Annotated in this window: 25 protein-coding genes; 15 read left to right on the top strand and 10 right to left on the bottom strand. The window is 36.9% G+C overall.

Annotated elements, in window-relative coordinates; all coding sequences use genetic code 11:
• Positions 1-88 precede the first annotated feature (88 nt).
• The 4 genes from WC623_RS20985 to WC623_RS20970 all read right to left on the bottom strand — a co-directional run bounded on the left by WC623_RS20985 (position 89) and on the right by WC623_RS20970 (position 4471).
• Complete coding sequence (locus tag WC623_RS20985) at positions 89-1273, bottom strand: FecR family protein (protein ID WP_372854799.1); 1185 nt, start codon at positions 1271-1273, stop codon at positions 89-91.
• Between the two features lie 86 nt (positions 1274-1359).
• Entirely contained in the window at positions 1360-1938 is a 579-nt protein-coding gene (locus WC623_RS20980) for an RNA polymerase sigma factor (RefSeq protein WP_372854797.1), read from the bottom strand.
• 274 nt (positions 1939-2212) lie between these two features.
• Entirely contained in the window at positions 2213-3481 is a 1269-nt protein-coding gene (locus tag WC623_RS20975; protein ID WP_372854795.1) for an NAD(P)/FAD-dependent oxidoreductase, read from the bottom strand.
• A gap of 9 nt (positions 3482-3490) precedes the next feature.
• Positions 3491-4471 (bottom strand): deoxyhypusine synthase family protein, encoded by a 981-nt coding sequence (locus WC623_RS20970; protein ID WP_372854793.1) that lies wholly within the window; start codon positions 4469-4471, stop codon positions 3491-3493.
• Between the two features lie 242 nt (positions 4472-4713).
• Between WC623_RS20970 and WC623_RS20965 the strand changes: the two genes are divergently transcribed.
• Positions 4714-5058, top strand: coding sequence for a YtxH domain-containing protein (locus tag WC623_RS20965; protein WP_372854791.1), 345 nt, complete (start codon positions 4714-4716; stop codon positions 5056-5058).
• A 218-nt stretch (positions 5059-5276) separates the two neighbouring features.
• Positions 5277-6275 carry a hypothetical protein gene (locus WC623_RS20960; protein WP_372854789.1) on the top strand — a complete coding sequence of 333 codons (999 nt, stop codon included), beginning with the start codon at positions 5277-5279 and terminating at the stop codon, positions 6273-6275.
• A 53-nt stretch (positions 6276-6328) separates the two neighbouring features.
• Here the strand turns inward: WC623_RS20960 and WC623_RS20955 are convergent, their stop codons facing one another.
• Positions 6329-6982, bottom strand: a complete 654-nt coding sequence (locus WC623_RS20955) for a hypothetical protein (RefSeq protein ID WP_372854787.1) — start codon at positions 6980-6982, stop codon at positions 6329-6331.
• A 434-nt stretch (positions 6983-7416) separates the two neighbouring features.
• On the opposite strand from WC623_RS20955, the gene WC623_RS20950 reads away from it, so the two are divergent.
• The 5 genes from WC623_RS20950 (at position 7417) to WC623_RS20930 (ending at position 11223) form a co-directional block, all read left to right on the top strand.
• Positions 7417-7653 carry a hypothetical protein gene (locus WC623_RS20950; RefSeq protein ID WP_372854785.1) on the top strand — a complete coding sequence of 79 codons (237 nt, stop codon included), beginning with the start codon at positions 7417-7419 and terminating at the stop codon, positions 7651-7653.
• Positions 7654-7767: 114 nt separating this feature from the next.
• Positions 7768-8430: a hypothetical protein gene (locus WC623_RS20945; protein WP_372854783.1), complete on the top strand. Its 663-nt coding sequence runs from the start codon at positions 7768-7770 to the stop codon at positions 8428-8430.
• A 30-nt stretch (positions 8431-8460) separates the two neighbouring features.
• Positions 8461-8823 carry a hypothetical protein gene (locus tag WC623_RS20940; RefSeq protein ID WP_372854781.1) on the top strand — a complete coding sequence of 121 codons (363 nt, stop codon included), beginning with the start codon at positions 8461-8463 and terminating at the stop codon, positions 8821-8823.
• A gap of 25 nt (positions 8824-8848) precedes the next feature.
• Complete coding sequence (locus WC623_RS20935) at positions 8849-9874, top strand: hypothetical protein (RefSeq protein WP_372854779.1); 1026 nt, start codon at positions 8849-8851, stop codon at positions 9872-9874.
• Positions 9875-10176: 302 nt separating this feature from the next.
• Positions 10177-11223 carry an endonuclease/exonuclease/phosphatase family protein gene (locus tag WC623_RS20930; protein ID WP_372854777.1) on the top strand — a complete coding sequence of 349 codons (1047 nt, stop codon included), beginning with the start codon at positions 10177-10179 and terminating at the stop codon, positions 11221-11223.
• A 290-nt stretch (positions 11224-11513) separates the two neighbouring features.
• On the opposite strand, the gene WC623_RS20925 is transcribed toward WC623_RS20930, so the two are convergent.
• The gene (locus tag WC623_RS20925) at positions 11514-11951 is read right to left on the bottom strand and encodes an Hsp20/alpha crystallin family protein (RefSeq protein ID WP_349787986.1); all 438 of its coding nucleotides are present in this window, start codon (positions 11949-11951) and stop codon (positions 11514-11516) included.
• Positions 11952-12231: 280 nt separating this feature from the next.
• Between WC623_RS20925 and WC623_RS20920 the strand changes: the two genes are divergently transcribed.
• The 3 genes from WC623_RS20920 to WC623_RS20910 all read left to right on the top strand — a co-directional run bounded on the left by WC623_RS20920 (position 12232) and on the right by WC623_RS20910 (position 13827).
• A complete protein-coding gene (locus WC623_RS20920; protein ID WP_372854775.1) occupies positions 12232-12798 on the top strand; it encodes a lipocalin family protein in 567 nt (188 codons plus the stop codon).
• A 7-nt stretch (positions 12799-12805) separates the two neighbouring features.
• Positions 12806-13381 (top strand): arylesterase, encoded by a 576-nt coding sequence (locus tag WC623_RS20915; RefSeq protein WP_372854773.1) that lies wholly within the window; start codon positions 12806-12808, stop codon positions 13379-13381.
• A 215-nt stretch (positions 13382-13596) separates the two neighbouring features.
• Positions 13597-13827, top strand: coding sequence for a hypothetical protein (locus tag WC623_RS20910; RefSeq protein ID WP_372854771.1), 231 nt, complete (start codon positions 13597-13599; stop codon positions 13825-13827).
• Positions 13828-14066: 239 nt separating this feature from the next.
• On the opposite strand, the gene WC623_RS20905 is transcribed toward WC623_RS20910, so the two are convergent.
• Positions 14067-14237: a DUF3606 domain-containing protein gene (locus WC623_RS20905; protein ID WP_372854769.1), complete on the bottom strand. Its 171-nt coding sequence runs from the start codon at positions 14235-14237 to the stop codon at positions 14067-14069.
• A gap of 12 nt (positions 14238-14249) precedes the next feature.
• A complete protein-coding gene (locus WC623_RS20900) occupies positions 14250-14444 on the bottom strand; it encodes a hypothetical protein (RefSeq protein WP_372854767.1) in 195 nt (64 codons plus the stop codon).
• 205 nt (positions 14445-14649) lie between these two features.
• Here WC623_RS20900 and WC623_RS20895 point away from each other — a divergent pair, with 205 nt between their 5' ends.
• From WC623_RS20895 to WC623_RS20885, 3 genes are all read left to right on the top strand, one after another.
• A complete protein-coding gene (locus tag WC623_RS20895) occupies positions 14650-14889 on the top strand; it encodes a hypothetical protein (protein ID WP_372854765.1) in 240 nt (79 codons plus the stop codon).
• A 411-nt stretch (positions 14890-15300) separates the two neighbouring features.
• The gene (locus WC623_RS20890) at positions 15301-15747 is read left to right on the top strand and encodes a DUF1810 domain-containing protein (RefSeq protein ID WP_372854763.1); all 447 of its coding nucleotides are present in this window, start codon (positions 15301-15303) and stop codon (positions 15745-15747) included.
• A 75-nt stretch (positions 15748-15822) separates the two neighbouring features.
• Entirely contained in the window at positions 15823-16275 is a 453-nt protein-coding gene (locus WC623_RS20885) for a helix-turn-helix domain-containing protein (RefSeq protein ID WP_372854761.1), read from the top strand.
• 129 nt (positions 16276-16404) lie between these two features.
• Here the strand turns inward: WC623_RS20885 and WC623_RS20880 are convergent, their stop codons facing one another.
• On the bottom strand, positions 16405-16641 hold the full coding sequence (locus tag WC623_RS20880; protein ID WP_372854759.1) for an ATP-binding protein: 237 nt from the start codon (positions 16639-16641) through the stop codon (positions 16405-16407).
• Here WC623_RS20880 and WC623_RS20875 point away from each other — a divergent pair.
• Together WC623_RS20875 and WC623_RS20870 are read left to right on the top strand one after the other, a co-directional pair.
• Positions 16640-17512, top strand: a complete 873-nt coding sequence (locus WC623_RS20875) for a helix-turn-helix domain-containing protein (protein ID WP_372854757.1) — start codon at positions 16640-16642, stop codon at positions 17510-17512. The two genes, WC623_RS20880 and WC623_RS20875, sit on opposite strands and share 2 nt — an antisense overlap.
• A gap of 124 nt (positions 17513-17636) precedes the next feature.
• Entirely contained in the window at positions 17637-18857 is a 1221-nt protein-coding gene (locus WC623_RS20870) for a TCR/Tet family MFS transporter (RefSeq protein WP_372854755.1), read from the top strand.
• 356 nt (positions 18858-19213) lie between these two features.
• Here the strand turns inward: WC623_RS20870 and WC623_RS20865 are convergent, their stop codons facing one another.
• Positions 19214-19780, bottom strand: coding sequence for a hypothetical protein (locus WC623_RS20865; protein ID WP_372854753.1), 567 nt, complete (start codon positions 19778-19780; stop codon positions 19214-19216).
• Between the last annotated feature and the right edge of the window lie 375 nt (positions 19781-20155).

The raw sequence follows: 20155 nt of genomic DNA, 5'->3' as shown, positions 1-20155 counted from the left end.
AGAATTATCCGACCCGATTTTTCGGTAACCGGAAGTGCAGCGAACACTTCCGGTATTTTTGGTCGATAATTGTAGTAAAAGGTTAGTATTAGTCTACAACAATGATCCTCCTTCCTTCGAGCTTATAATGTAAGTTTCCAATTTTTTCTAATTGAGCCAGTAAGTCATTTAAACTTTTGGTTCTGTAAGACAGACCTCCTAGTTTGGGGCTTTTCTTTGTATTTCTATATTCTACTTCTACGTCATACCACCTGGATACTTTTTTTAGCACACTCTTAATGTCTTCATTTTGAAATTTGAAAAATCCGTTATGCCATGCTATAGCATCTTCTGTGTTAACATTTTTCACCACAATACTGTCTACTCCATCCAGTATTAAAGATTGCTGGCCTGGTACCAAAAGAGACTTATGTTTATTTTTGGAAACTTTTACAGATCCTTCTAATAATGTAGTTGCAACTTCATCATCATCGTCATAAGCCGAAATATTGAAATGAGTTCCAAGTACCTCTACCATACTTCCTTTTGCTTTTACATGGAAAGGTGTTCTTTTATCATGTGCAACTTCAAAATACGCTTCCCCCTTAAGAATCACTTCTCTATTTTGTTTGGAGAACCTGGTTGGAAATTTGAGTGATGAAGCAGAGTTTAACCATACCCGAGTACCATCAGGAAGAATGATATGATACTCACCTCCATTTGGAGTTTTGATCGTATTGTAACTCAGCTCTTTTTTATCAACAGATGGTAAGTCTGACTGATTATAAACCAATTGCCCGGTGCGGTTTTTTGTAATGGATACATTACCCTCATTAGCCAGTTCCCCCGTTTGTGCATCATTTAGTGATATTTCTTTCCCATTTGCCAGAGTGAGTATGGCTTTGTTTTTACCAGGCGCGATTACTATTTGATTAGGCTTAACATTAGCACTTGTATCCTCTTTCTTTGTAAAGACAATATATAGGATTGTAAATACAGCAGGTACTAAGATAGCTGCAATACGGAAAATGTTATTGTTATAAAGTCTTCTGTATATCGGTACACTCACATTGTTAAACTGAGGATCTTTCTTAATCAGGTTTAGGACTGCATTGGCTTCTGCACCATTAAATGATGGTCCAGTATTTATCCCCTGCAATTCCTTATCGATCATCTCGTCCATTTCTTCCTGGTCCATTTCTTTAGTAAGGTCCATCAACTCAAGACAATCTTCTTCACTGATCGTGTGATCTAAATAGGCTTTTAATAAAAGCTGCAATCTTTCTTTGTTCAAATCTGGTTTATATTTGGTCTTTTAAGGGTTGTTAAAAGAGAGTACTGAAAATTTGGACTATAGGACTAGTCAAAATGAAAATAATTTTAAATAATATAAAAAAGCGCCAGGATATAGATTAAATCGGCATATTTCAACTCTTTCTTTATGGTCTTTAATGCTTCAACCATATGGTTTTTTACAGTATTTTGAGAGATGTTCAGTTGATTAGCGATCTCCCCATGAGATAAACCATCATGGCGACTTAATTTAAAAACCAGCCGCTGTTGATTTGGTAATTTACTAATTACGCTTTGGGTAAAGCAATCCAGTTCATTTGCCAGAATTTCTTCCTCTGTAGTATTTCTAATTACCTGGAGATTTAGTAATAGTTCCTGTCTCAATACTGATGACTTACTAATTTCTTTATACGCATCGAACGAGAGTCTTTTCGCGATTACATATAAATAAAGCCACAAATTACCCGATGGATCGAGTCTTGAGCGAAATAACCAGAGTCTGAGAAAAGTTTCCTGAACGATCCCTTCACATTGCGCTCTATTTTTTACAAATCGGAATGCCAGTCTAAAAACTCTTTCAGAATAAAGGTGATAAACGCTATTGAATGCAGATTCATCACCTGCAATAAGTTTATCAATATCTAAACTATCTGAATTTTTATACACCTTCAGGCCCTTTTTAGATTAACAGTAGCTTAACTAAAGTAATCATGGTTTTTACATCTATTTGGCTATTTGTAATGTCCTCTTCATAAAATTAAGAAGGGCATTACACAAATATGCGAGATACAAGCTTTGTCGTTTTGAAATTTATTATCCAGATTATGTACTATATTATCAATTATTAGTTCCTAAGTTATCTTTCCAATTTATTTATTGAAGTTAAATTTCGATTTATACATTTCTCCTGTTAGTGCAACAACTTCCATTAATAAGACTTTTATTCTTTTGTTATTGGCCGTATAATCATTCTCAGAGATTGGTCTTTGGTGAAATAAGAAACAACCCAGTTATATAAAGTTGTAATCTTATTTCTATAGTGCACTAATGAAACAAGATGTATAAAAATCCAGATAAACCAAGCAACAAAACCTTTGAAATGCAAATTAGACGGAAGATCTACTACTGCTTTGTTACGTCCGATTATAGCCATAGTACCTTTGTCCTTATATATAAAAGGTATTAGTGGTTTATTAAGCATTATTAGCTTAAAGTTGGCAGCTAGATTTTTTCCTTGCTGCAAGGCTACTTGTGCTACTTGCGGATGCCCTGAAGCGAATTCATCATCTGTTGTTTGTATGCAAGTATCACCAATGGCATATACATTTTTTAAACCCTCAACTTTATTGTAAGCATCTGTAATCAACCTTTTTCCTCGTCCGTAACATTCTATTGGTATACCCTCAAACATTTTTGAGGTCACGCCTGCTGCCCATATCAAGTTTTCTGTTTCAATACTTTGACCATTACTTAATATGACCTTATCGTTTATGTAGTCGATAACCTTTGCATTTAAGATAACCGTTACACCCATGTCTCTTAATGCATTGAGTGTGTTATTCTGTGATTTTTCACTTAATAATGGCAACAATGTAGGGCTGCCATCCACAAGATAAATATGATGTTGCACATTCATTTTTCCAAATTCAGGATAATCTTTTGGAAATACAGAAGCCCGCATTTCCGCTAACATTCCCGAGATTTCGACTCCTGTTGGCCCACCGCCTGCAATTACAATGGTTAGCACCTTTTGTAACCTTTCATTGTCAGACGGAAGAGAAGTAGCAAATTCTAATTGTTTTAGGATGTAATTCCGCATTTCTAAAGCATCGTTAACAGTTTTCATCGGAATGGCTTTCTTTTCTACATTATCCATTCCGAAATAATTGGTTTCTGTGCCTGTCGCAAGCACCAGATAGTCGTATTCCAATTCCCCTGTTGTCAGCACAATTCTATTTTCCTCGTGGTTTATTTTTACTACCTCTCCTAATTTGAAGCAGAGATTCGATATACCACGAAACATTTTACGATAAGGGTAACTTATATTTGAGGTTTCTAAGAAGCCTGTTGCCACCTGATATAAAAGCGGTGGAAAAAACGCATAATTATTTTTATCTACTAGGGTAACCTGATATTCTTTGCTATTGAGATATTTTATAAGGTTGACACCCGCAAATCCACCACCTATGATTACAATTCTCTTTACCAAAATTTATTTTTAATGATTTAAAATCCAAGAAAAAATTAAAGGAGCTACAATCGTTGCATCCGATTCTATAAAATAACTAGGTGTATCTATATCTAATTTTCCCCAGGTAATTTTTTCATTTGGTATACAGCCTGAATATGAACCATAAGATGTTGTAGAATCGGTTATTTGACAATAGTAACGCCATTTCTGAATATTATCTTTTTCCAAATCCTGTTCCAGCATCGGTGCTACACACATTGCAAAATCTCCGGCAATACCACCACCAATTTGGAAGAATCCGATTCCGTGTCCAACTGTATTTTTCTCATAGAAATCAGCTAACCATACCATGTATTCTATTCCACTTTTTACAGTTGAGGCTTTTAATTCTCCTTTGATGACGTATGAAGCAAAAATATTACCCATTGTGGAATCTTCCCACCCCGGAACAACGATTGGTAAATTGCGTTCAGCTGCTGCAACCATCCAGGAATTCTTTGGGTCAATTTCATATTCATCCTCCAATACTCTGCTTAATATCAGCTTGTACATATACTCGTGTGGGAAGAAGCGTTCTCCTGCAGTCTCAGCATCTTTCCAAATCTTCTCAATATGCGTTTGTATCTTACGGAATGCTTCTTCTTCAGGAATACAAGTATCTGTTACACGGTTGTATTTATTTTGTAACAGATCCCATTCATCCTGAGGTGATAAATCACGGTAATTTGGAATTCTTTTATAATGTGAGTGTGCCACAAGGTTCATGATATCTTCTTCCAGATTAGCTCCTGTGCAGCTGATGATATCAACTTTTCCCTGCCTGATCATCTCTGCTAAAGAGATCCCCAGTTCAGCTGTACTCATCGCTCCTGCAAGAGAAATCAACATTTTACCTCCAGCAGTTAAATGAGCTTCATATCCTTTAGCAGCATCTACCACAGTTGCAGCATTAAAATGCAAATAGTTTTTCTCCATAAATTGAGAAATGGGGCCTTCTTTTTGTTCCATAATAAGAAAGTAAATTGTTTTATTCTTGTTCTTATTGCTAAGAACGGAGCAAAGCTATTCAGAAAATATAGGACAAAAATTATCCTATGATAAATAATGATTGCCCCTCCATTTGTCAATACTCACCAACAATATTATAGACTATAGTAACTTACCAATTAAACATTTCTATAAACAATGCGCTAAACTGAATGTTATAAGAGTCTATTTATCACAAAAATTAATTATTAATACCTGTTATTATGAACTATAGAAAAATCATCCAAAATACTCTACAAAGCCGACAAGACCATAGTCTCAGCACTTTTGCATTCGTTGCAGGACTTGCAGCAGGCGCTGCAATAGCTGTATTATTCGCACCAAAGCCCGGACGTGAATTCAGAAAACTATTGGCCGAAAAACTCAGGTTTGGTCAGCAAGATCCTCAACATGAGCTCGAAGAACATTTATTTGATGACCTTCGGGAAGCCGCGCGTGAACATGCGGTTCAACTTCAAGGGCCAGAAAGTAAACGAAAAGATCCAACACAAATTAAAATACCCTCAGCTGGTACCACAGCTTGGAAAGCTAAGTCCCCAGCAGAATAAGAATATACCTCTGGTTAAACAATAACCAGAGGTACTCATTAGCATTATTCCTACCAAAGTCCAAACACTTCGCACATCGGGCTAATCACAAACGGCCCAATACTAAAACAGCCATAGCTTAACAGGTATAAAATTAAAGTCGACTGATATAAACGGTATTAATGCCGGTATATTTGAGAACAATCTTTTATATTCACCCTTGATTCACATCTGTTACTATGACTGAAAATATCATCTCAAAAATAGCTCTTGCTGCAGTTATCGGTGGTGCCTTGGGTTTATTTTATTCTTTACTGCTTAATCTGCACGGTTTCAGCAAAATAAAATATAAACACGCTGCGCTTAGCATAGGTCTAATCATTTTTTTACTGAGCCTGTACAAATTCGAAGCGGCAGGTATAGCGGCCTTTAGTTTAGGAATAGGCATTTTTATTCTTGCCATCGCACTCTTTGTTAGAGGAACCGCCGATTCATTGAAGGACATGGCCGGCCGTTTTTCGTTGCGCAACAACATACAGCAAGGTTCAGCTACAACGGCTTTTCAGGAAAACAATATTACCAGTTATTTTGGAGTATTTTTTCATTTTGTAGTGATTGTACTGATATGTCTTTCCATATTTACTTATTCAAAGGATGTTATCCTGGATCAGGAGCATATAAACAGATTGGTAGCAGATGCAGCATTTCAATTTTCAAGTACCATCCTGCTCATGTTGCTAGGTCTATTCAATCCTTTTGTAACGCCTTCAGAGAAACTGATGCGGTTTTCAACACTTATTGATCAGCAGAAATACCCAAAATGGCATGCATTAATGGCAAAAAAGAGCAGCTGGACAATCATAAAGAGCCTGATCTGTATTGGAATTCTGAGCTACTTTATTAATGCAGGCTTTTTCAATATCCCCTCCTGGAACACAAACAGTCCATTCCTGAATGGATATATCCTGATTATTGGCTTATTTATTTTCATAAATCTGATGCAGCTGATCCGCAATCCTGACTTATTTTTTAAAAGGAACTATTTCAGGATTACTATGTTATTCCGTTCTGTTCATCTCAGTCTTTTTGTTGGTGCAATCCTGGTTTTCTCAACTTTGTTTATATCGGCAATACTAGGCATTGACACGAACAAGTTGAAGGTAAGTTCAGAGGCTATTCTGTTACTCGGTTTTAATCTTGTAATGTGTTATAACGAATACAGACTTGTACGTGGGTAAAATTTTGAGCAAATAGATTTGTCGACAAAAAACAAAAAATGTAGTCAGTCCCTTCATTCTATTTTCCCTTTAAGATATTGATAAAGCCTTCTTCCCTGTCGTTGGTGTGGCTTTACAGTAAATGCTTTAACATAAAAAATTTCATCATCCAACCACTTAATGCTTTCAACAGCCCATTTTCTTGTATCGTAGCTAGCCTTTTCGACAAGCATTTTATCTGGCTTAGAGAGATGATTAACTTTTAACAACCCAATAAAACAGCTATTGTCTTCATATGGCCAGTTATAAAAATAAACTAAATATTTACTTTGTGCCGAAGGTATGGGTGCCTCTACAGCCCCATCACCAATTGATACAACATGATATTGGTACGAGCTTAAACTATCAATTAATACCAAACTGCTAAATCCTAAATGCTCAGTGGTCGAGCTTTCCGTAATTGCAAACATTTTTAACCGTGGATAGAAACCTAGAAATTCATACCCTCTAAAACCATCGTTACCACCATAATCCTTATATTTTCTGAGGTTAAATTGTTTCCTTCTTGTGGAGATGATATGATGTGTTTTTGAGGTTTTTAATGTAGGTTTGACCATATATTCTATTGCCGGACATCCATCGTACTCTGCAAAACTGCTTGTCGTAAATGAAAGTTTTGGTAATTTCTCGTAAGTTTCCGCATACCCAACAACCACCTCTTTATTCATTTGAGCAAAAGAAGATAAGTTAGATGCAAATAAGAGAAACAAGAATATTAATATCTTGAAAAAGCATTTGCGTATTTTTATCATCATCTAGTTGATTGTTTTCTTTCAAAACCTTTCCAATCAGAAGTTATGCACGTTCCTGGGCTCATGAAATTATATCAAAACTCTTGCCAACCTGTACAAACAATATGAAAAAATGGCTCGCGTTTTGATCTCAGCAAAAAAGCGCAACTGTAGATTAATTCAGGTTCTAGGACAGAAAATCATCAGCTGTGAAAAAACCAAATTAGCTTCCGATATTATGTTAGAGGATAACAAGCAAGTTTTTCTGCTCACGTAACTGAAATACAAAAAGATAAAAAGACAAACTCTGGGGGTAACAAATTTTACAAACAATGGATATAAAATTGAGCAGCCTTAAAATTTCAATTAAAATGAAGATCAAGTTTCTGAAAAAAATACGCGCAATTGTTTTCTTGTCTGTAGTCATCATTTCCTGTGAGCAGAAAGTAAAAACAAAAAGCCAAAGTGATCCCAAATCGGTAGAAGAACCTGTTACAATTGGGGCAGCGGCTCCTGTTAAATCAATTCCCCATCCTGCTACAATAGCAATAGAAAAAAAAAGAGAATTTAATTCAGGTTCTATTGTATTTTGGAAAACCACAATTTAGATGGCTTTATAGATATTTTTAAACCCGATAGCCCGGATCTGTATCCTGCAATAAATAAAACCACAAATCAAATCTGAAAAATAGACAAATAAAGATTTTAAAAAAAGAGCAAACATGAAAAAACTAACCACGTTATTTTTTACGGCACTTATGTTGCAATCCTGCACAAGTAAGGATAAGCATCCTGATATTTTAACCCTGGAAAAACTAATTGAAAACGGGGAGGTTATTTTCATCGAGAAAAAAGATTCAGTTTCATTATTTCCTTTCATCACGTTTTTAAGCGACTCGGTCTATTTAACGCAAACCCCTCATCATATTTACTCAGAAACTAAAAACCCTGAAAGTAATGAAAAAACGGCGACTGAGGTGAGCATAAAAAACAACTTTGCACTTAAAAATGTATTTAACGGCAAAACGTATCATTCAGAAATGTTAGATTCAAAATCATCGGTGCTCATAAACGAAAAAAATGACGTGATCATAAATGATGTCATGTTCTTAGCCCCTGATTACACCTCAAAAAAACCAGCAGATACAGCCTTTGCAAAGAAAACTTCAGATATAAAAGTGGATGAAAAATTAAACGAACTGGATGAGTTTGACAAAAGTATTATCCATAAATGGACAAATACCGGCAGGCTTGGTACGATGCACGAAATCTTTTATTACCAACTTGATGGAAAAAAGTTTAAGTCTGCATCTTCATGTTATTTAATTACAGAAAATGGAAATTATTTCTATAACGGGAAGTTGGGAATACTTAAAATCAATTAAGAGAAATCACATCCAAAACTTTATTAAAATATGTACAAAGTAGAAATAGAGGCAAAATTTGCACATGCATCAATTGAAAAAAAAGACAATTATTATTTAGTTGGTCTTGCTGAAGATGAATTTGATTTTGAAAAATATATAATTTTTCAAAAACCATATAAATTAAGTAAAAACGATGATCCGAATGCAAAAACTAATGGTATATATATTGAGTGTAACGGAGATTCATGTTTTAATTGTTGTCATGAGATAAGCATTGACAATAAGAAATTAAGGCTTATTATACAGGATAGTGAGATAGCAATAGATCTTGAGAAAGCAAATTTACCTGAAAACTTTATTCCCTTCCTGAAGGAGATATTTGGTGATTTGTTACAATTAAATTGGAAATAAGTCGGCATTTAAAACATAATCGATTATGAACTATGTAAAAGAAATAAAAGATACAATTACCGGAGCCTATGAAGTTAAGGATTGTAACTCCTATTGTATGTCAAAAATTTCAGCCTTTTTTATGGTATTGGTGTTGCTTTCATGCCAAAGCCCTTCTGGTCATAAATCGCAATCAACCAGTACATCCGACACAACAAAAACAGCTATGACCAGGGATGCTCAAGAAATTTCCTGCGACCAATTCCTGTCAGCCATTGTAAAATCCAGCAATGCAGTTGCGCTGAAACATTTTAGTGATACCCTTGTAAAAGTCCGTCTGGAATACTTTACAGCTGAAAAAGCAAGGATTAAATTATATGTACTCAGTGATATTTCGGAAGATCCGGCCAATAAAAAGCTAACAGAAAATGCCGTAGGCTGGTTAGAATTTCACAGGCAAACCAAGCGGTTGACAGACATTACCAATGACCCCGATAGACCATTGGTATTACAATATGATACCACCCTTTTGCAAAGGTATGATCTTTATAAATTGTGTGGCACCGAAGCAGCTATTGCCAAACCCGGAACCGATTATGAACAAAGAGATGTGATGCAGGAAGCAGATATAAGATTCAATGGTAAACTGAAACGTTTTTTTACAATAACTGAATTTGAAAATGTATTTGGGAAACCCGACAGCATACAATTGCTGAAAGATCAGGCTCCTTGTGTTACCATTTTTGATACCGAAGCCCCCGATGATAAATATTTATACAAAAATGGCTCACGTTTTGAAACCAGCAAAAACAAAGTGGCTGTAGATGAATTTTGGTTCCTGAATGGGAATTTTATCACTTACAAAGGCATCCGTATAGATGCCAATACTACGATGAATGATATCAAACAATTATTCCCGACCGCTGTAAGTGGAAGACTGGGTATGGATAAGGAAGGAAAACTCTGGGTAATCCAATTAAGAGAAGATCATGAAGGGATTTCTGACGGGCATATCAAAATATTTTTCAGGAATGGGAAAGTATCTTTTATACACTGGTGGTTTCCCTGCTAGAAACTATTCATTTTAACTCTACAGGCCAGTTTTCGATGCGACGAACTCCAGGTAATTACCGGCCCGGATGAAGTACTCCTTATGACCAGCGTACATACGGATAAAAATGGCTGGATCTAATACTGCGTATTTGAACGCCGTTTTACTATGGGTGAGCAGCAGGCCTTTGTAAAGGACATTCCTGAACAAGTGGAAATATAATTGATCACTACAAACTGTAAAATCTCAAATTCACCCTTTAAATAAACTAGGCATAATGATTGTTCATCAGCAAGATCGATTTATCCTAAACCAATTCATAGATGAACATTTTTTTAATCGTACTTAGCTCCCTTTTACTGACATTCTCCCTGCTCTCAGTCATCAGACACGATTATTGGACATTCAGAGTATTCGATTATCCCAGACTACAGAAATTCGTAGCCACCATTCTGACCCTGATCCTGGTCACAGTATTTTACAACGGAGCAACCATACAGTATATTTTGATGGCTTTACTGTCCATAAATCTGGTTTTCCTGGCCTATCAGATTATTCCTTTCACCCCCTTAAGCAAAAAACATATCCTACGAATAACAAAACAAATCCCTGATCAAAGCATCAGCATTATCATCGCCAATGTATACCAGGAAAACACCAACTATAAAAGCTGTATTGACGAGCTCAGTAAAAACCAGGCAGATATAATTCTGCTGCTGGAGACCAATAAAATGTGGGAACAGCAAACCCTCAGCCTGGAAAAAACACATCCCTTCCATCAACGTCTGCCTCTAGAAAACACCTATGGAATGCTGCTTTACTCCCGATATGAACTGATTGACACCGAAGTAAAATTCCTGGTAGAAAAAGACATCCCTTCTATTCATACAAAAATCAAACTTCCCAGTGGACAGCTCCTACAATTATATGCGTTGCATCCCACACCACCAGTACCTAATGAAAACCCCAGATCAACTGAGCGTGACAAGGAACTCCTGCTTGTTGCCGACTTAGCCAAAGCATCAAAAGATCCAGTCATCGTGATCGGAGACATGAATGACGTAGCCTGGAGCTATACCACCGAATTATTTTTAAAAATGAGCGGATTGCTCGATCCAAGAAGAGGACGGGGATTCTACAACTCATTTCATGCCCATTACCCGATTATGCGTTTCCCGTTAGACCACGCATTTATTTCCACAGACTTTAAACTCAATAGCATGAAACGATTAAATAATTTTGATTCAGACCATTTCCCCATCTACATCGCCTTACAATACGAGCCCACAGCAAAACATCAGCAGGAAAGCATGGAAGTCACAGCTGAAGACCAGGAAATAGCTCTCGAAAAAAAGCAGGCAGAGACTTAAAATCACAGCATCAAAAGATATCTACACAACCAATGTTTAACTCTTGACTAGTCACCTGGAAGATACAACACATAAACTCCGGCACAAAAACACAAATATAAGCATCCAGTCTACTAGCGAGCCCTTTTAAGCCAGCCTTTACGTTTAAACCAGAAATAGATGGATATGGTCACGACCACCTTTCAGGGTTTTCATATTCAGCGAAATCTCATAACTTGTTTCCATCATCTATCACATATAAGAGCCGCTCCCCAAAGAGCGGCCCGGTCAACCTAAATTAAAACCATTAATTACTTAATCTCAATCTGGCGGGATTGCACTTTCGCTTCCTCCCGTTTAGGAATATCAATACACAATACCCCATCATTGTATTTCGCCTCAATTCCATTCTGGTCCGCAGTTTCAGGCAAAGTAAAAGAACGTACAAACGAACTATAACTATATTCACGTTTCGCATAATTGCGCTCTTGTTTTTGATCCTCATGCACCTGCTCAACCGAAATGCTCAACACATCCCTTTCCAGCTTCAACTTAAAATCCTCCTTTTTCAAACCAGGGGCAGCCAGCTCCACATGAAAATGATCGGCACTTTCCGAAATATTCGCTGCAGGCACCTTTGTCATCATGCGATCCGAAAAAAAAGTATCATTGAAAACAGAATCGAAAACATCATTAAAGCCTGGCATTAATGAATTGTTACTCTTTGGATTAAATTTAACTAGTGTCATAGGTTCTTCCTCCTTAATTTGATTTAATGATTAAAACATACAATTAATTAAACTCATGAACTTCGCGTTCAGTTTTCCTAATACAAGCAAAATGCCAATGCCAAAAACACACGCTCAGACTGAAAAATTTTCAGCAGCAATGAAAAAATTTCAGTTTCATAATGCCAAAAATTCACCTCCAAATCCCAGCTGATCCATTCAACCCCGAAACTATATTCATCCGCAATTGTTACCCTAGTTAAGTAAATGAATCCTTTAACGGGAGCATACACCTATCCAGATGAAACAAATAGCCAATATGAACAATACGGGAAAAAACCTACTATACCTCAGCTTAGCACTCAGTACCTGCTCGATACTTTTCAATGCCTGCAAAGTCAGCATACCAAAAGGAGCCAAAGCAGTAAAACCATTTGACAGCAAACGTTACCTGGGCAAATGGTACGAAATCGCACGCCTTGATTTTAAATATGAAAAGAACCTCAATAATGTAACAGCAACCTATACTGAAAAAGATAAAGGTCAAATCCAGGTAGATAACCGCGGCTATCACACCATAAAAAAAGAATGGAAACAAAGCATAGGTAAAGCAAAGCTGGTAAAAGGACCAGATGAGGGAAGATTAAAAGTTTCTTTTTTCGGCCCCTTCTATGCAGGTTATAACGTAATCGCCATCGACAAAGATTACCAATATGCACTCGTGGCCGGCAACAACCTGAAATACCTCTGGATACTTTCCAGAACAAGTTCTATACCCGAGTCCGTAAAAAATAATTATCTCGCGCAAGCTGAAAAATTAGGCTACCGCACAGCGGATCTGGTTTGGACAGCCCATAACAGTCAATAAGCACCGAATGAAACAAATCATCTTTTTTGGCGATAGCCTCACCGCAGGATACGGCTTGCGCTCAGCCCCCACTGAGTCCTTTCCGGCACTATTACAGCAGAAAATCAATCAAAGTGGTTTTCCTTACCAAATTATTAATGCAGGAATCAGCGGAGATACCACTCAATCTGCATTATACCGACTGGAAAAAGTACTGCGCTCGCCAATAGCTATATTTATCCTTGCCCTTGGTGCAAATGACATGCTCCAGAGTCATTCACCTACTGCAACAGCCGCCAACCTGGAAAAGATCATCCAGCGCGTAAAAGAAACTAACCCGGAAGTTAAGCTGGCTTTATTGGGAATGGAACTTCCTGCCTGGATCACACAGGCAAAAGCGGAGCCTTACCGCAAACTTTATAGAGGCCTGGCCGAAAAATACGGAATGAGTTATTTACCTTTTTTACTCGAAGGCGTTGCCGGAAAGCCAGAGCTGAATATGCCTGACGGACTTCACCCCAATGCCGCAGGTTACCAGATCATCGCTGAGCGGGTATGGCCATTGTTACATAGCATGCTGGAAATTCCAGATGAGCAGGCATAGGATCAACACTGACAAACGGGTTTCTAAATAAGAGCCCAATCATCCAACATACAGTCCCTTATAAAAAACCAAAACCCGGAAAAATCTGGGCCTCAGTAAAGATTAAAACTGAAACAATTAAAGTGAGCTGACAATCCACTCATAATCAAGACACTCCTGCTCAATTTTAAACAATAATGCAATTACATTGTTGAATACGATAAATACTACAAGTGATGGAACAATTTAAAATAGAAGTAGCAGATAACGGACAAGCGAAGTTTTACGACATCAAACCTTTAGGTAACGCACGTTATCAGATATACATTGAAGGAGAAACCATAGGAACGATTCAACTGGACGAAAAAGACCATGCCCGATGTGAAAGCCAGGGATGCGAACTGGATATGCCACTGCTGAATTCCATCCGAGATCAAATTCAAGCACACGAAAACTGGAAACTTTAACCAAAATCAAAACATTATGCCCTGGCTTAAAGAAACCTATCCACCCTCCTATAAAAACCTTCCCGTTAAACTCAGGGAAAAAGCAGTAGAAATAGCCAATGCCATATTAGAAGAAAGCGGCGATCAAGGCCTGGCCATAGCCTATCTGCTGTACAGAAGGAAAGAAAACCTTCATAGTCGCCTTTGGTCATGGCAGCGTTGGCCTCTTCCAATATATGCTTATTGTTTTCCATCATTTGTTAAGCTTTATTTAAATACACTTTTACCGACTCAATTTCATTTCCAACTGCTCGGACCGCCTCTTTCAGTTCATCATTGGTCACTTTCAACTGACTGGTCCAATAATAAATTTCATAATCGCTTTCCATATTGATATCATCTGCATCAGCAAATTGATCCTGTTCTTTCATTATGTTATCTTTTTAATAGCCCTCTTCTATCACTTTTATTAATGCTCTTGCGGCCGGACCAGCAGATAAAGGATTCTGTCCGGTAACCAGCAACCCGTCTATTTCAACGTGACTTACAAAAGGTATCATTGCGCTGGATAAGTTGGCTCCCAATTCTTTTAACCTGCTTTCCAATTGGTAAGGGACATTCCCTGCTCTCCCCACCATAGTTTCTTCAATATTGGTAAAAGCAGTTTTATTTCATTATCAAGTATTGAATTCCATATTTATAAAAGGATCTACAACCTATACCCAACATCCTGAAATATAGAATATTTCAAAAAAATCAATTAAAAATTTCTATAAACAATGCGCTAAACTGAATGTTATAAGAGTCTAATCACCAGCCGTATTTGGCCCTAATTATATGACTATGAACAATCAAAAGAAAACTCCGAAACCTGGATCAGCAGAATACAACGTTGAAAAAACAGAAGAACTCACCACACCAAAATTTCATAGCAGTACCGATCACAGAAACAGCCAAGAATTACCAGCTACAGAAAACCTGAATGAAGAGCATAAAAAAGCGAAAACCAAACCGGAACATAGCGTACCAAAACCAGACTTAGGCAATAAAAGAGCAGATGATGAGACCAAAAAGAAAAATTAATCACACCCTGATCAGTAACAACCGCTTATCACAAAAATTAATTACTAATACCATTTATGATGAACTACAGAAAAATGATCCAAGATGCCATACAAACCCGTTGCGTGGGTAACTATAGTTATCCGGAAGAAAACGGTGCATCAAGCATCCCTTGCTGATGCACCTTCACTTACAACTTTGACAACCCTGATGCAGGTTCACTCAATTATGAAATGATTAATCTACTTGTCTAAACTGTTGCTGATCGGGCAATTTCCAATGGTATAAATCATTACAATCCCCAGATCAAATAAGTTTGATAATCCCCAGCACACCATGCTGGCAGCAATACTGCAACTGTATTTTTAATTATTTCTCCGGTCTTTAAAAACCAAATTCATCTAAAATGGTTATGGAGTATAAACCCCACCTATGATCACAATAAATACGCCCAGCCTGGACAGATTTGTTTTAGCCCAGGAAAGAGATTTCGAAATTGCCTTAACTGAAATCAGCTATGGCAAAAAACAAACACACTGGATGTGGTACATATTTCCCCAAATCCAAGGACTGGGTTTTTCAGATACGGCCAAATACTACGACATAAAGGATCTGAAGGAAGCAACCCAGTATTACCTTCATCCCCTTCTCGGGCCAAGACTGATAAAAGTTGCCAAAGAATTACTCAATCACACGGATAAAACCGCTTATGAAATATTTGGTTCTCCAGATGAGCTCAAGTTGCGTTCAAGTATAACCTTGTTTGCTGCAGTACCACACGCAGATCCGGTATTTCAGCAAGCTATTGATCAGTTTTTCAATGGCGAGCATGATCAAAAAACCCAGCGGATACTCGGTCTGCAAGCATATAGACAGTAACCATCCAACAGTCTAAATACAAAAAGCCACTTGATAAAAGGCAGCTATCTCTACAATAAAACACCAAATACGCAGATGATCACAGGAATAGAAAAATTAAACACAGCACTTTCAAGCGAACAAATTGACCAGCTCAATAAAGCAGCAGATAGACATACCACACAATCCAACATCAGTTTCACCTTACTGGCCATTGAGGACAATCTGATCGAAATAGAAACTGCCCAGGGCGAAAACAAATCCGGCAAATACGCCACTGAAGCCACCCTAATCAAAAGAACACAAGAGGTATTCAGTAAAATTACTGAGTTTCAAATCAAAGTTCATCCACTCACTTACCTACCCTCACCGACCAGCGTAGTCAACACCGCATGGCTGGAAAGAAAAATGCAGGAAAAAGGAGTACGAATCAAGCAAATCGCCTTTGAAACTGGCATTGACAGGGAAAGTATATCAGATTGGGTCACAGGCAAACGTTCCATGAGCCAGATTGTAAAAGCCATGTTTTACTTCTATCTATCCAAATGAAATCTCAAATAAAAACCGATCCTGAAATCATTGGTTATGCTAAATCAAATTTCACTAACGAGATAAAAAAAACACAAGAGATTTTTTAGAATTTTTATAAAAACATAATGTGCCTTCTTTACTTGAACCTTATTGCGGAAGCGAATTATAAAACGTAGTACCCTTGGTAGGTTCAGTTTCTACCCAAAGTCGGCCATTCATCTGCTGAATCATATCGTAACATATACTTAATGCAATCCCCGCTCCCTTACCGACACTTCTCTCCTGTTCATTCGTTTCATCAATGCGACAGAGCCCCATACAATTCGTAAAGTACCACCTCATAAATACTTGCCACGGATGTCTTTTTTTTAGACCTTTGAACATGGCTCTATTTATAACTTTAGATAATGTCTATAAATTATACAACCTTGACCCTGCCAAAAAAACTGAAGGGATAGTTGTTCTTCGTCAACAAAATGACCCGGAAAAAAAATACACTAATCACAGTCGCCTATTTGATGGATTATTGCTTGGATTTATGATACAAGGATCTATGAGATCACAAATTCATTTTTTAGAATATGAAATAAAAGCAGGTGATATTGCTGTTTTACAGCCGCAATTAATGATTGACACTAAGTCATTGAGTGAGGATGCTGAAATAGTAACAATTGGCCTCTCATTGGATTTTATCACAACGTTTCCAATTCTACGTGAGTTCATAATGAACAATCAGATTCGATGGCAGCCAATAATAAGACTTAAACCTGAAGATATTAAGTTACAAAATGAACTGATAGCACTTTTACAGAGTTTCTACCATAAAAAACAGAGCCCCAATAAAACAGAAATGCTTAAGCATCTTGTTATGGTTCTAGTTAGTATGATTTCCGAAGTATATTCTAATTTACCAAATAACAAAAGCTCAGTAAAGAACCGTACACATGAGATTATAGACGATTTTTATCAGTTAATTTCAAAGAATGCCAGTCACCAAAGAAGCGTTGGATTTTACGCTGAAAAACTCCATTTAACACCTCAGTATCTTTCTACGTTCTTGAAACAAAAAACTGGAAAGTCTGTATTACAATGGATTGATCATATTACAATTCTGCATGCTAAGACATTACTCAAATCTTCTAGTTTATCAATCAAAGAAATCAGCAATGAGCTTCATTTTGAGGAAACAAGTGTCTTTTGCAGATACTTTAAAAGAATAGCAGGGGTATCACCAAAAACTTACAGAAATGAATAATAAATGACTTTCAATAATCCGCCAGCACGATTTACGTGTTATTGAACAGTCTTAACTTTCAAATTGTACGTAAACACCATTTAATTGTCAATATCTTCTTTTTGCCTCTGGCTACTTTTACAGCATGAAAAAAACAGCTAAAAAAGCAGCTATTGGATTTATATTTATCACGTTGCTAATTGATATTACTGGTTGGGGAATCATCCTTCCAGTGGTTCCTAAACTCATCAAAGAACTCATTCATGGTAATCTTAGTGAAGCGGCAACATATGGCGGTTGGCTGGGCTTTGCCTATGCTATAACGCAATTTATATTTGCGCCAATAGTAGGTAATCTCAGTGACAAATATGGAAGGCGCCCAATTATTTTAATTTCACTTTTTGCATTTGCAATTGATTATATACTATTAGCACTTGCTCCTTCAATTGGTTGGTTATTTCTAGGAAGAATCATTGCCGGGCTCACAGGAGCAAGTATTTCCACTGCCAGTGCATATATAGCTGATATATCCACCGACGAAGACAAAACCAAAAACTTTGGTCTGATCGGTGCAGCATTTGGTTTAGGGTTTATTATTGGGCCGGTAATAGGTGGTTTACTTGGACATCTTGGATCAAGATTGCCTTTCTATGCTGCTGCCGTGCTATGCATTATGAATTTTCTTTATGGACTTTTTATACTACCAGAAAGTTTGGAAAAAGACAATCGTCGCTCATTTAACTGGAAACGCGCAAATCCCATTGGAACATTTAATTTCTTGAGAAACCAGTCTAAAATATCAGGTCTTGTAGTTGCTTTGATTTTGATATATGTCGCTCTTCATGCAGTACAGAGCAACTGGCATTTCTTTACTATGTATAAATTTAATTGGACAGAACGAACTGTGGGCTTATCACTCGGGTTACTTGGATTATTGATTGGATTAGTACAAGGAGTTCTAATAAGATGGACAACCCCTAAACTAGGAGAACAGAAAAGTATATATTTTGGGTTGCTATTCTATGCGTTTGGGTTAATGCTTTTTGCATTTACTAATCAAGGATGGATGATGTTTATTTTTCTCGTTCCCTACTCCTTAGGAGGCATCTGTGGGCCAGCACTACAATCAATTATCAGTAAAAATGTTCCTTCAAATGAACAGGGCGAACTTCAAGGTTCATTAGCAAGTTTAATAAGTGCTACAGCGATGATAGGCCCTCCGATTATGACAAACTTATTCTATTATTTCACCCAGGATAAATCGCCCTTACAATTTCCAGGAGCCTCATTTTTTCTAGGCGCTATTCTAATGACTATTAGTGCGATTATGGTATATACTGCTTTTCAACGGAAAAACAAACAGTAAACGAAAAAACTGGTTAACTAACACCTATCGCAATAGAAAAAAATATAAAAATTTTGTTAGTCGAAAACTTCGATCAAGTAGATATTTAATCACATAATTAACGAGGAATTCAGGATTTTACAATAACAGATTAAGCATTAATTCTTCAGCTTCTTTTTTAAAATATGTATCCCAGTTTTATTTTGGAAGATAAAGCTTAAATGCGGAACAAATGGCCACCTTTGGCGAAATACCCAGCTTATAGATGGTGGATTTTAGCACAAAAGTTCAATCGAAGAACGAATGTTGAACCTTGTACAAATTCTCAATCGAAGCCGTTCAGCCCCGCTTTTGGTAACACCTTGTTTGCGGCAGTATTATTCGACCGTGGATAGAATTTGATTTGCAATATTTCTATCTTCATTGTCCGTCAAATTTCTTAAAACTGGTGAAAATGTTCTTATAATGTCAAAAGTATATTTCAACCAATAGTAATGCTCATCGCTGTAATTATATTCTTCCCAATTTATCTCATCTTGAAGTTCGTTTTCAAATGTCGCCCAAATATATTCCTCACTTAGAAGTTCCTGAATATTGTTAATCGTTGATGGGTATTCTTGATTTTCGTAACGTCCAAACTGAAATTTTGTCGCTTTTGCTACGGTTAGAATTTTATCTAAAATTTGCTTTTTGTTTGTGTTGTCAAATGATAAAAGTCGGAACAAGAATATTAATGTGAACGGTGTCGCCATCATTATTCCGTCTTGATGCTCAATGTTAATTCCAATCTTATCGATAGCCACTTTTTGTCGTTCTGATTGGTCAGAAAGTATGTCATAAAAATAAGCTGGAAAATCTGTTGAACGTCCATACCAATGAACAAGTCTGTCCCACGGAATATCGTTTATTCCAACTGATAAATAAAATTCTTTGTCTGTCTTCATAGAGTTTGTAAATATTGCCGCTAACGTTTCGGGGCTTCGCGATGGGGGGGGCAAACCGAAGCCGAAACCTTTAACTAAAATACAAATTTCGACCGAAGCACAAAACGTGAATTGATAACTTCCTGCCCGCTATCGCCAAACCCTTGTTAGCGGTAGTTTTTATTCGTTAGTATATTTTTAAGCTTAATGTATTCTGGATATTTTTTAAACTAATTATACCTATAACACCAAAAAAAAGCTGTCGAAAATTGCAGTGCCCCCAAAAAGTTAGACACTTTCTGGGGGCATTTTTATGATAAAGAAAAAGAAACACAGTCTTGAATTCAAGTTGCATTGTGTACGACAAATGTTGGAACAATACCGTTCTGCAAAATC

The organism is Pedobacter sp. (genome assembly GCF_041645105.1).
GTDB lineage: Bacteria > Bacteroidota > Bacteroidia > Sphingobacteriales > Sphingobacteriaceae > Pedobacter.
The sequence above is the reverse complement of the archived record's forward strand: the minus strand, read 5'-3'. Positions and strand labels throughout refer to the sequence as shown.